The 12,237-nt window shown below is 46.7% G+C and carries 10 protein-coding genes; 9 read left to right on the top strand and 1 reads right to left on the bottom strand.

Annotation, left to right across the window (positions count from 1 at the left end; translation table 11 throughout):
• The first annotated feature begins 181 nt into the window (after positions 1-181).
• A complete protein-coding gene (pyrE, locus tag DHBDCA_RS07005; RefSeq protein ID WP_015043507.1) occupies positions 182-829 on the top strand; it encodes an orotate phosphoribosyltransferase in 648 nt (215 codons plus the stop codon).
• Positions 830-1,137: 308 nt separating this feature from the next.
• On the opposite strand, the gene DHBDCA_RS07000 is transcribed toward pyrE, so the two are convergent.
• A complete protein-coding gene (locus DHBDCA_RS07000; RefSeq protein WP_015043506.1) occupies positions 1,138-2,955 on the bottom strand; it encodes an Rqc2 family fibronectin-binding protein in 1,818 nt (605 codons plus the stop codon).
• A 205-nt stretch (positions 2,956-3,160) separates the two neighbouring features.
• Here DHBDCA_RS07000 and DHBDCA_RS06995 point away from each other — a divergent pair, with 205 nt between their 5' ends.
• The 8 genes from DHBDCA_RS06995 to coaBC all read left to right on the top strand — a co-directional run bounded on the left by DHBDCA_RS06995 (position 3,161) and on the right by coaBC (position 12,235).
• Positions 3,161-5,917, top strand: a complete 2,757-nt coding sequence (locus tag DHBDCA_RS06995) for a calcium-transporting P-type ATPase, PMR1-type (protein WP_015043505.1) — start codon at positions 3,161-3,163, stop codon at positions 5,915-5,917.
• Positions 5,918-6,253: 336 nt separating this feature from the next.
• Entirely contained in the window at positions 6,254-7,090 is an 837-nt protein-coding gene (gene dapF / locus DHBDCA_RS06990; protein ID WP_015043504.1) for a diaminopimelate epimerase, read from the top strand.
• Positions 7,091-7,172: 82 nt separating this feature from the next.
• Positions 7,173-8,414 carry an LL-diaminopimelate aminotransferase gene (locus DHBDCA_RS06985; RefSeq protein WP_015043503.1) on the top strand — a complete coding sequence of 414 codons (1,242 nt, stop codon included), beginning with the start codon at positions 7,173-7,175 and terminating at the stop codon, positions 8,412-8,414.
• Positions 8,415-8,994: 580 nt separating this feature from the next.
• A complete protein-coding gene (locus DHBDCA_RS06980; RefSeq protein ID WP_015043502.1) occupies positions 8,995-9,873 on the top strand; it encodes a YicC/YloC family endoribonuclease in 879 nt (292 codons plus the stop codon).
• A gap of 60 nt (positions 9,874-9,933) precedes the next feature.
• Positions 9,934-10,203, top strand: a complete 270-nt coding sequence (locus tag DHBDCA_RS06975; protein ID WP_015043501.1) for an extracellular matrix/biofilm regulator RemA — start codon at positions 9,934-9,936, stop codon at positions 10,201-10,203.
• A gap of 1 nt (position 10,204) precedes the next feature.
• A complete protein-coding gene (gene gmk / locus DHBDCA_RS06970) occupies positions 10,205-10,786 on the top strand; it encodes a guanylate kinase (RefSeq protein ID WP_015045313.1) in 582 nt (193 codons plus the stop codon).
• Positions 10,787-10,824: 38 nt separating this feature from the next.
• On the top strand, positions 10,825-11,040 hold the full coding sequence (rpoZ, locus tag DHBDCA_RS06965) for a DNA-directed RNA polymerase subunit omega (protein WP_015043499.1): 216 nt from the start codon (positions 10,825-10,827) through the stop codon (positions 11,038-11,040).
• The gene (gene coaBC, locus DHBDCA_RS06960) at positions 11,027-12,235 is read left to right on the top strand and encodes a bifunctional phosphopantothenoylcysteine decarboxylase/phosphopantothenate--cysteine ligase CoaBC (RefSeq protein ID WP_015043498.1); all 1,209 of its coding nucleotides are present in this window, start codon (positions 11,027-11,029) and stop codon (positions 12,233-12,235) included. The genes rpoZ and coaBC overlap by 14 nt, the downstream gene beginning before the upstream one ends.
• Positions 12,236-12,237: the final 2 nt, after the last annotated feature.

Raw genomic sequence — 12,237 nt, 5'->3', positions numbered from 1 at the left:
AGCAGCTCGGCAGTGCGGAAATGCTGAATGCGTGCTCATATTCACGGGAATGCTCCTTTCTCAAATGAACAGAACAAAATTTGAGATAGATCACACCAAAATAGTTCCTTTTTTCTGAATCAATGTGGTAGAATATTTTAAGTGCCATAATACATGTAAAATGTCATCGTACTGGTATTTTATGGATAAATTCAGAAATCATATTTTGGAAGGTGGAATAAACGTGTCTGATCATTCAACGACTGAAAGATTAAATGAAAATGACATTCTCGATATTTTCAAGGAGACCGGAGCGCTGCTTCAAGGCCATTTTCTTCTTACTTCAGGGAAACACAGCGCGCGTTACATGCAGTGCGCCCAGGTACTTCAGTATCCGAGGAAAGCTGCAGTACTCGGAAAGGACCTGGCCGGAAAGTTTGAAGGAATGGAGATCGAAACTGTTATTGGTCCTGCGATGGGCGGGATTGTCGTCGCCCATGAGGTTGGCCGGAACTTAGGGGTAAAAGCGATCTTTACCGAAAGGCAGAATGGGGAAATGGCGCTCAGGAGAGGATTCAAGCTTGAACCTGGCGAAAAAGTCCTCGTGGTCGAAGATGTTATTACGACCGGCGGATCGGTTAAAGAAGTCATCAATATCGTCAAGGAAGCCGGTGCAGTTCCGGTCGGTGTAGGTGTGCTTGTGGACCGTAGTGGTGGCAAAGCTGATTTTGACGGACTTTTGCTGCACAGCTTGATCCAGATGAATATTGAAGCTTATGAGCCGGATGATTGCCCGCTTTGCAAGCAGGGTATCCCGTGGGAGAAACCTGGGAGCCGGGGAATAAAATAGACCTAGACAAGTAAAGAATTTGTTATTTAGGTAGGACTCCGTAATACATAGTCGCTTTCGGCTTTGTGCCATTCATGGCACAAAAAGCCGCGCTCCGCATCGTGCTTCGCTGACGCTGACTACGTATTACGGAGTCTATTTTATGGTATTTGCGAAGTTTTCTCTAGCTATTTAGGGGTCTATGACTTAGTCTATTACCGAAAAATTTCATATTCCTGCTGATCACTTCAAATATTATAAACATGTCAACGGTTCATTTGCTGAAAGCCCAGAGGTTTTGACATGTTAGCTCCTCTATTGAATGCTGATTATAGAGTTATCGGTTGTTCGGTAGCTAGGAGCCGCTCGATAGCATCCTGCTCCGGTGTCAGTAGAAGAGACCAGTTTTGCTCATAAACAACCATCCCGGGTTTGGCCCCCCGGGGTTTTTTGATTTGCCGGACGTGAGTATAGTCGACAGGGACATGGGAAGACCCCCTGGCCTGGCTGAAATAAATGGCCAGTGCCGCGGCATCGAGCAAGGTATTATCGTCCGGGAACTCCTCCTCTTCAGACAGAGGAACAATGACATGGGAACCAGGAATATTCTTGACGTGAAGCCATAGATCACCCGGCTTCGCTTCCCTCCAGGTCATCCGGTCATTCTGCTTATTGTTGCGTCCGACCAAAATCGTTTTGCCATTTTTAGACAAATAAACATGTGGCTGAGAAATAGAATTCTGTTCTCTTCCGGCAGCTTGTTTCTTTTTCATCTGGTGCCTGTCCTGTTTTTTGATATATCCCTGATCGATCAGTTCCTGATAGATCTCATTAAGTTCGATATCGTCTTCAGCCTGGTCAATGCTTAGAGCTAGTGTCTGGAGATAATTCATTTCTTCTTGGGCAGTTTCCTGCAGAGGTGTGGTTTTTTTGATCGTTGATTTGGCCTTATTGTAGATTTTGTAGTAGCGCTGAGCATTGTTAATGCCGGTCAGGTTTGGATCAAGCGCAATCGTAACAGATTTGTAATCGGGATCGGTGTAGTCTTCTACGGTAACTTCTTTCATGCCCGATGCAAGCGTATAGAGATTGGCCGTCAAAAGTTCTCCGAGTTTTTGATATTCCAGCCCTTTTTGAGCCTTGGCGATTGTATCACAATAGATAACGTCTTTCTTGCTGATGTGGACAAAATGATCCTGGACAACCTTGCGGAGCGAGCCTTTTTTGGCCTCATTCTTCTGACTGGTCATTCTTTGGGTGTAATACAAATCTACCGCGTCATTTAGATACGATGTTTTCTGAAGTTTGAGACCTTCGTACTGCACATACGGAATAAAGGTAAAAGCAGCCGGCATGTTCTTGTCCCGTCCGGACTGATAATATACGCACGGATCAGCGGCTGTATCCTGTTTGGCCAGCAGGAAAAAGGAATAAGCCTGGAAAAGACGGCTCAGGTCAATTTGTCCGCAGTTGTCAAGAAGCACATCTAGCTCAAGACAAGCCCTCAGAACAAGCTCTTTGGCCAGTTCAGGACTGATACCGTCAAACAGATTCACCAGGACATCACAGACTTTTCGATCAAGCGGATACCCGAGGATGACTGACATCCATTTTTGTTCATCGCTGACAGCTTCGGCTTTATGCTGGGAAGGCGGTGAGATATACAATCTTCCGGGAAGCACTTCCCGGTGTCTGCTCAGGAGATGGGAATACCGTCTGATTCCGTCCAGAATAATGTTGGTCTGAGGATCAACTAAAATCAAATTGCTGTGCTTGCCCATGACTTCCAGGATAAGCTGATAATCTTGAAGATCGCCTCTTTCATTGTAATTCTGTACGGTCAGGGTAATGATGCGTTCCAGTCCGAACTGACTGATCCCGATAATCTTGCCGCCTTCGAGATGTTTGCGTAGAATCATGCAGAACATCGGAGGTGAGACAGGATTTTTTTTATTTTGCTCAGTCAGATGCAGTCTGGCGGAAGTGCTGCCGGCATTTAACAGCAGACGCAAATTTTTTCCGGGACTCCGCAGTAGAAGATGGACCTCCTCTTTTTCAGGCTGCTGAATTTTATCAATACGCGTTCCAACCAGAACCGGCGTAAGCTCTTTCAATAGATGATAGAGTGTAATACTGTCAAGGGCCATATCGTTAACTCCTTCAAACTTAAATGTTTTCTCGGCAGGGCAGTCAACCCATAGACGTCGAAAGCGGCTATATATTACGGATCCTTACCCTAGAATGAACAATGAAGGGCAGAAAAATTCAATATCAGTATAACACAAATCCGGGAATTTTTTCTGGACAGGCCGAATAGCATGTACTAATGGAAATGAAAAGGAGGAGCAGGAAATGCAGCGGCAAGTATGGCACATATTAACCGGCGGAGAAATATGCAAAGGATTTAAAGTAGATCCTGAAAAGGGTCTTAGTGATAGGGAAGTCAGCCGGCGGCTGGCGGAATTTGGTCCGAATTCTCTGGTTGTAAAAAAAGGGGTTAACCCGGTTTTCTTATTTTTGGGTCAGTTTAAGGATTTCATGGTTCTGGTGCTGATGGTTGCTACGCTTATTTCAGGTCTGCTGGGGGAAATTGCGGACGCAGTAACCATTCTGGCTATTGTTTTTCTGAATGCAGTGCTCGGCTTTATTCAGGAATACAAGGCTGAAAGGTCCATGGAATCGCTGCGTTCCCTGACGGCACCGGAGGCGATGGTTCTGCGTAATAGTAGGACGGAAAAGGTACCTGCATCCGGCTTGGCTCCGGGGGACATTCTCATGCTGGAAGCAGGTGACCGGATACCTGCCGATATCCGATGGCTGAACACCTCAAACATTCGTGTGGAAGAATCAGCGCTAACCGGAGAATCCCAACCGGTCGCTAAAATGAACCAGCCTTTGAATGACGAATACAGTTCGGTTGCCGACCGGAAAAACATGGGCTATATGGGAACCGTGGTTGTGAACGGGAGGGGACTTGGGATCGTTATAGCCACAGGCATGAATACCGAGATGGGTATGATTGCCGGAATGATTCAGGAGGTGAAGGAGGAAGAGACGCCTCTGCAAAAAAGGCTGGCTCAGCTTGGGAAATGGCTGGTCACGATCAGTCTTGCCGTCTGTGTTGTTGTCGTGGTGACAGGAGTTTTACAAGGAGAAAGCTTCGAAAAGATGTTTTTTGCCGGAGTATCTCTGGCAGTCGCTGCGATCCCTGAAGGTCTTCCGGCAATTGTTACGGTTGCGCTGGCAATCGGTGTGCAGCGGATGGTCAAACGCAACGCAGTGATCCGAAAGCTTCCGGCTGTGGAAACCCTGGGCTGCGCGACTGTAATCTGCTCAGATAAGACCGGAACGCTGACCCAAAATGAAATGACGGTTCGGCGGATTTTTTGTGATAACCAAGTCATTACGCTGACGGGTCAGGGCTATGACCCCAAAGGCGATTATCATGGCGCTGACCCGTATAAGGATAAAGGCCCTCTGAAAGAACTGCTAAGGTGTGCAGCCCTGTGCAATAATGCTGTATTAACCAAGAAAGGAATTCAGGTGGCAGGACTTTTCAGAGGCAAAGGTCAGGACAGCATCTGGGGAATCGAAGGTGATCCGACGGAAGGCGCCCTTCTGGTTGCGGCCGCCAAAGCGGGAGTCTGGCGGGAGGCTTTGGAACGGAAGGAACAAAGGGTTGCGGAAATCCCTTTTGAATCGGAACGGAAAAGGATGACGGTTATTTATAAGAATAAGGAGGAATATAAAGCCTACGTCAAAGGAGCGCCGGATGTTGTTCTGGGACTATGCTCGCGGGAGATGACGAAGGATGGCGTGGTGGAACTGACCTCCGAAAGAAGAAAGCAAATTCTGTTTTACAATGATGAGATGGCATCGCATGCACTCAGGGTTCTGGCGCTTGGGTTGAAAGATGTTCGGCGCGGCGAACCAAACGGTGATGTGGAAAATGATCTAATATTCCTGGGTTTGACAGGGATGATTGATCCGCCACGTACGAGTGCGGTGAAAGCGATAAAAGTATGCCAGGCTGCCGGGATAAAGCCAGTCATGATTACCGGGGACCATAAGCTGACGGCGCAGGCTGTCGCGAAAGAACTCGGGATCATTCGCGGATTTAATGAACGGGTCGTTACCGGAATAGAACTTGATCAAATGACAGATGAAGATCTAAGCCACATAGTCATGAATATTTCGGTGTTTGCCCGGGTCGCACCAAGGGATAAACTTAGAATCGTCAGGGCTTTAAAAAAGAACGGCCAAATTGTGGCGATGACCGGAGACGGCGTCAATGATGCCCCCGCTGTGAAAGAAGCGGATATTGGAGTCGCCATGGGGCAGACCGGAACCGATGTCACCAAAGAGGCGTCGGCCATGGTAATCTCTGATGACAATTTTGCGGCGATCGTCGCAGCGGTCGAAGAAGGAAGAGGAATTTATGACAATATCCGAAAGTTTATCCGGTATCTTCTTTCCTGCAATCTCGGAGAAGTGCTGACCATGTTTCTGGGAACGCTTACAGGGCTACCGCTGCCTTTGCTGCCGATACAGATTCTCTGGGTCAATCTGGTTACGGACGGTTTGCCGGCGATGGCTTTGGGGGTGGACGGAACAGAACCGGATATCATGAAGAGGGTTCCGCGTCAGCCGGAGGAAAGTGTATTTGCGCGGGGATTAGGGCAAAAGATTCTAATCAGGGGAACGATTATTGGTTTAGCGACACTCTTTGTATTTGTCATCGGTTTATGGTACGGCGTCGGTCTTTTAGCGGCACGGACCATGGCGTTTACCACGCTTGTTTTTTCTCAGCTTTTTCATGTCTTTGATTGCAAGTCGGAACGCCGCGGAATCTTTGAGGTTGGTATATTTTCCAATCCATTGCTGGTCGTGGCAGTAGCAATCTCTGTTACCATGCAGCTATCGGTAATCTATCTTCCGGCTTTGCAGGCAATTTTCAAGACTACAGCGCTGGTCGGCTGGCAATGGCTTGTCATTCTGGTGGCTGCCGGTGGACCCAGCCTGCTGATCGGCTTGACAAGACTGCTCCGGAACAGATATCAGCCAACTAAATCCAGCCCAAATTTTAGCTTTAAGAAAAGCGTTCACTAACTCTAAAATATGTCTCCGTAATGGATAGCCAGCGCTAAGCGGAGCATGGATTGCGCAGCGCGGGATTTTGTGTCAGGGATGACACAATGACCGAAAGTGGCCATCCATTATGGAGACTGACCCAAACATAGCTACGTATTATTGCAGCTTACGGGACCTACGAATTAATCTACCATAATGAAAACATACATTATGTATACTTCAGACAAAAATATTGACCCTTTGCTGTTCTCATAGTATTCTTAAAGAAACTTAGCTGGTGTAGGCCCATGGGCCTTGGCCGATAAGGTCATTTTTGAACAGACTCTGTAAAAGGCAGCGAGAGGAGAACCCTTTATGGATTTTGTGAAAATGCATGGTCTGGGAAACGATTTTATCTGCCTGGATCATTTTCTTTTTCCGACGGGTATGGATTATGCTGAAACCGCTGTCCAGCTTTGCCACAGACAGTTTGGCGTTGGCGGTGACGGTCTTATTGTGATTCTGCCTTCCGATGTAGCCGATGCAAGGATGAGGATATTTAATCCGGACGGTTCTGAACCGGAGATGTGCGGCAATGGCATACGCTGTTTTGCCAAATATGTTTATGAAGCCGGTTACGTTCAGAGAGATTCACTTAAGATAGAAACGTTGGCTGGAGTTCTGGATGTCAAACTGGAGATCTGCCGGGGAGCTGTACACCATGTTACGGTTAACATGGGCGAGCCGTGTCTTGATCCCATTAAGATACCTGTTTTGGCCGGAACAGATACTGCACTCAGCCAAAAACTTGAGGTTGCCGGGCAAGAATATATTTTTTCGGCGGTATCGATGGGAAATCCGCATTGTATTATTTTTACCGAGGATTTGGAATTGCTTCCATTTGAAACGCTGGGTCCTGCGATCGAGAAACACCCGCTGTTTCCGAGAAAAACAAATGTGGAGTTTGTCAAGGTAGACAATTCAGGTGAAATAACCGTTAAGGTGTGGGAACGTGGAGTTGGCCCAACGCTGGCCTGCGGAACGGGAGCCTGCGCATCTGTGGTTGCAGCAGTACTGGCTGGTAGAACCGATAGAACTGTGATTGTTCATTTGCCCGGGGGGGATCTGAAGATTGAATGGCAGGAAGGTCAGCAAGTCCATATGACGGGTCCAGCAGTCTGTGTTTTTCGCGGAAGTACGCTTGAATCATAAGACATCATCATACTTGAATGACTACTATAGTAAAGACTACATCAGGGAATTATAACTACATATTTACAGGAGAGTGAATAGAATGGCTTTTGTCAATGAAAATTATCTTAAACTGCCTGGAAGCTATCTCTTTTCGGAAATAGCCCGCCGGGAAAAGCAATTCAGACAGGAAAACCCGGACTGTGACTTAATAAAAATGGGTATTGGTGATGTGACCCGCCCGCTTCCGCCAGCCGTCATCGAAGCAATGCATCAGGCTGTCGAGGAAATGGGCCAACAGAAAACCTTTAGAGGATATGGCCCAGAACAGGGATATGAGTTCCTGATTGAAAAAATCATTGAGCACGATTTCAAGCCCCGCGGTGTCGACCTGGCAGTTAACGAAGTGTTTATCAGTGACGGGGCCAAGACGGACACCGCCAATTTTCAGGAGATATTTGGAACTGGCAATATCCTGGCTGTTACAGACCCGGTTTATCCGGTTTATGTGGACAGCAATGTCATGGCTGGACGTACCGGTATTTATAACAACGACAAAGGGCAGTTTGAAGGAATCGTTTATCTTCCCTGTAATCAGGAAAATGGACTGAAACCGGCGCTTCCCGGCACGAAAGCAGATATGATCTACCTGTGCTATCCGAATAATCCGACCGGAACGACACTTTCGGCTGAAGAACTGAAGAAATGGGTCGATTATGCACGCGATCATAAGGCCATCATCTTATTTGATGCTGCGTACGAAGCTTTCATACGGGAAGACGGTGTTCCCCATAGTATTTTTGAAATCGAAGGTGCGCGCGAAGTGGCCGTGGAATTCAGGAGTTTTTCCAAGACGGCTGGTTTTACCGGGACTCGCTGCGCATATACCATCGTTCCAAAGGAAGTCATGGTCTATGATTCCAAAGGAGAAGCGCACAGTCTGAATAAATTATGGCTTAGAAGGCAGACCACAAAATTCAATGGAGTATCTTATCCGATCCAGGCTGCCACTGCTGCCATATTTTCTGAGGCAGGGAAACAACAGGTCAAAGAAACCATTGATTATTATATGGATAATGCCGCAATTATCCGGGCTGGTCTAGAAAAAGCGGGATATACCGTCTTTGGCGGTGTGAATGCACCGTATATCTGGCTAAAAACACCGGGACAGATGGGGTCCTGGGAATTCTTTGACAAGCTGATGAAAGAGGCAAATGTTATCGGAACACCCGGAGCCGGCTTCGGTGCGAGTGGGGAAGGATTCTTCCGGCTGACGGCTTTCAATACCAAAGAGAATACTGAAAGGGCGATTGAAAGGATAAGAACCAAAATCGCGTTAAGCTGACAGGCCTGAGCGTTTTTAACGCTGAACACAGAACAAAAAACAGAGAGCAAAACGATCAACAACCATCGAATAATATTAAGTCTGATTATGGGGACGTATCACAACTTAGCCCCAAGCGAAGACGTCAATTTTAAAAACTGGCGTCTTTTCTTTATGGGTAGTGCAGTCTTGCACAGATCCACCGCTCCCCTGTTCTCGCGACTAAAGCCAGAAACCCTCGCTAACATGCCAAAACCCTGCTGCTTACTGCATGTTGTCGCTCCTTGCTATCCATGGCACCGCGACAGTTGTCCGTCCATGGACAGAAAACAGTAAAGATAATGACTGTAATAGGAGAAGCTGAATTTTTAAGCTATATATGACTTAATATAATTGGCTGGCAATTGTGCAAAACCTCCTATCAACAGTTTGTCCAAGAATCCGCACCGGTGCGGATTCTTGGACAAACTGTCTAAAGCTCTCAACCGCAATCTCTTAGCTATGATAAATGAAAAGACTTCAAGCACTAAAGCATGCAGACGGTATTCTTGCCCTTCGGAGCAAAGAAATGGTATGATTGTCCGTAAGGAGTTGAGGGAAATTGGCAAACAGTATGACTGGTTTTGGCAGAGGGGAAGCTCAGGGACTTGGAGTTCAGATTTCAGTAGAAATGAAGTCAGTGAACAATCGCTTCCTGGAAGTCCTGGTGAAACTACCAAGGAACCTGAATATCATTGAGGAACGTTTTCGTAAAGCCGTGCAGGAAAAAGTCCAGCGAGGCCGCATTGATATTTACGTAAATATCAAGGAAACGGAAGAAAAAAAGAGATTAGTTAAGGTTGACAAAGATTTAGTGCTGTCGTATGATAATTCTCTGAAGGAATTGGCAAATTTGCTCAATACCACGTATAAGAGCGATCTTTTTAGTCTGGTTTCGCTCCCTGAAGTACTCAGTGTTGAAAACGAAGAGACGGATGCCGAAGCCTTGTGGCCATATCTCAATATGGCTTTACAGGAGGCGCTGAACCAGTTAATTCAAATGCGTAGGACTGAAGGGGAGAGACTGGCCAAGGATTTGCTGAAAAAATTAGATGACCTTTCCGGAATGGTTGATCAAGTAACTGTAAGAGCGCCGCAGGTTGTCGCGGAATATCAGGAAAAATTAAGGGAAAGGCTTGCGGCGCTTCTGGCGGACACTTCACTGGATGAAGCTAGACTGATTACCGAAATTGCCATTTTTGCCGACAGGTCTTCTATTGAGGAAGAGCTGGTCAGGCTCGGGAGCCATTTTGAACAATTTACCAAAGCCTTTTCAACCAATGAGCCGATTGGACGGAAACTGGATTTTCTGATTCAGGAAATGAACAGAGAGATCAATACCATTGGGTCTAAGGCAAATGATCTGGAGATTTCACATATTGTTGTCCAAGGAAAAAGTGAATTGGAGAAAATCCGGGAACAGGTTCAGAATATCGAGTAACACGATGAAAAAGAGCAATAACGCCGGTATGCAGCGTATTGAATATGGGAGGTATAGGAATTGGATATCAAATTGATTAATATAGGATTTGGCAATATTGTATCGGCCAACAGAATTATCTCGATTGTAAGTCCGGAATCAGCACCCATTAAGCGAATTATTCAGGAAGCGCGCGATACAGGAATGCTCATCGACGCCACCTATGGGCGAAGAACGCGTGCCGTCATTATGTGTGACAGCCACCACGTGATTTTGTCGGCTGTTCAGCCTGAAACGGTTGCCCATCGTCTGACCGCCAAAGAATCCAGTAATGAAGATCCGGCTGATTAAAATGGAAGACAAAGGACTGCTGATTGTGGTTTCAGGTCCTGCAGGAGTTGGAAAAGGAACACTGTGTAAGCGGCTTTTTGCCGAGTGCGGCGATCTGGAATATTCTGTTTCTGTAACGACTAGGGCACCAAGACCGGGAGAAACAGAGGGAAAAGAATACTATTTTCGTTCCAGGGATCAATTTCTTAAAATGGTTGAGAATAATGAGTTTCTGGAATGGGCAGAGTTTTGCGGAAACCTGTATGGAACCCCAAGATTTCATGTGGAAAGTGTCCTGAAGAGAAACAAGACCATCTTACTGGAAATCGATATGCAGGGAGCAAAAATTGTCAAAAAGGCTTTTCCGGATGGTGTGTTTATTTTCATTGTTCCGCCTTCCCTGGAAGAGCTCGCTGAAAGGCTTTATGGAAGAGGAACGGAAACACCTGAGGTCGTGCAGCGCAGACTGGCACAAGCCGTTCAGGAAATGAAAAATATGAAGGATTATGATTATGCTGTTGAGAACGACGAAATTGGCACTGCAGTAGAAAAGCTTAAGAGTATTATGATTGCAGAAAAATGCCGGGTGAGTTCAAAGCCATAATAATTTTAAAGTCGTTCTAATTTGAAGGAGGAATAACGATGAAGCAGCCTTCTTTGGATGTTCTGATGTCCCAGGCAGACAGTAAATATACCCTAGTGGTGGCAGCTGCCAAAAGGGCCAGGGTACTCATGAACAATTTGGATGCAAGTGAATTTAAAGATACAAAACCTGTTAGCAGGGCTTTGCTTGAGATTGCAGACGGAAAAGTCTATCCTGACTTTTTTGATAAGGTAACGTCAGATGCTTTGCGGTAAACGTGTGCTTCTGGGCGTAACAGGCAGTATTGCTGCCTACAAAGCGGTCGACATCGCCAGCAGACTGGTGAAAAGCGGTGCAGAGGTCTCTGTCGTGATGACAAAATCAGCGACAGAGCTCGTTGCGCCTTTGACATTTAGAAGCATATCAGGACAGCCGGTTTATACGGAAATGTTCACGGAACCTAAAATGTGGAACATTGAACATATTTCTCTGGCCCAGAAGGCAGACATCACCTTAATCGCTCCGGCGACAGCCAATATCATTGCGAAGATGGCTGTCGGTCTTGCTGATGATTTTCTTTCTACCGTCTTACTGGCTGTCAATAATCCAATTTTTGTAGCTCCGGCGATGAATCATGCCATGTATCATCACCCTGCAACGCAGCAGAATCTGGGGATTCTTCAGCAGCGGGGTATTCATATGATCGGGCCAGCCAAAGGATACCAAGCCTGCGGAGCAGAGGGTGACGGCAGGATGAGTGAGCCTGCGGAGATCATTGATTTCCTTCAGAATTTTATGTTAAACCGGGGAATCATGAAAGGCCGGAAAGTGCTAGTTACGGCCGGCGGCACCCGCGAGGAACTTGATCCGGTCAGATATCTTGGAAATTACAGCTCAGGCCGCATGGGCTATGCAATTGCTGAGGCGTTTGCTGAGGCAGGCGCACAGGTGACCCTGGTCAGCGGACCCTCGGATATCCTGCCCCCGTTCGGCGTGGAAACGGTCCGGATTATTTCAGCGGAAGAGATGTATCTGGAAGTTATGACACGATATGCGGAACAGGATATCGTCGTCAAAGCAGCTGCTGTTGCTGATTTTCGACCTGCAGTCCGCAATGAGCAAAAGATCAAAAAAGACGGAGAGTCTGTTATCCTAGAATTAGTTCCGAATCCAGATATTCTGTCAGCTTTGGGGGCTCGGAAGAAACACCAGTACTTGGTTGGCTTTGCTGCCGAGACCCAAAATGTGATTGAAAACGGTCTGGAAAAGTTAAAACGCAAAAAGGCCGATATGCTTGTAGTCAATGATGTCACAGCACCTGGTGCAGGTTTTGGCACAGATACCAATATTGTTAGTTTTCTTTATCCCGATGGCAGAAAGATAGATCTGCCCAAAATGAGCAAGCTGGATGTCGCCAGAAGGTTGGTGCAAGAGATTGCCTTGAACAAAGGTATTGGATCAAAGGAGTGATT

This window comes from Dehalobacter sp. DCA (genome assembly GCF_000305775.1).
GTDB lineage: Bacteria > Bacillota > Desulfitobacteriia > Desulfitobacteriales > Syntrophobotulaceae > Dehalobacter > Dehalobacter alkaniphilus.
This window is presented reverse-complemented; position numbering and strand designations above follow the sequence as displayed.

Bases quoted from the DNA above. Each gene is read 5' to 3' on its own strand.
- pyrE (WP_015043507.1), top strand. From the start codon at position 182: ATGGATAAATTCAGAAATCATATTTTGGAAGGTGGAATAAACGTGTCT.
- DHBDCA_RS07000 (WP_015043506.1), bottom strand. From the start codon at position 2,955: ATGGCCCTTGACAGTATTACACTCTATCATCTATTGAAAGAGCTTACG.
- DHBDCA_RS06995 (WP_015043505.1), top strand. From the start codon at position 3,161: ATGCAGCGGCAAGTATGGCACATATTAACCGGCGGAGAAATATGCAAA.
- dapF (WP_015043504.1), top strand. From the start codon at position 6,254: ATGGATTTTGTGAAAATGCATGGTCTGGGAAACGATTTTATCTGCCTG.
- DHBDCA_RS06985 (WP_015043503.1), top strand. From the start codon at position 7,173: ATGGCTTTTGTCAATGAAAATTATCTTAAACTGCCTGGAAGCTATCTC.
- gmk (WP_015045313.1), top strand. From the start codon at position 10,205: ATGGAAGACAAAGGACTGCTGATTGTGGTTTCAGGTCCTGCAGGAGTT.
- rpoZ (WP_015043499.1), top strand. From the start codon at position 10,825: ATGAAGCAGCCTTCTTTGGATGTTCTGATGTCCCAGGCAGACAGTAAA.
- coaBC (WP_015043498.1), top strand. From the start codon at position 11,027: ATGCTTTGCGGTAAACGTGTGCTTCTGGGCGTAACAGGCAGTATTGCT.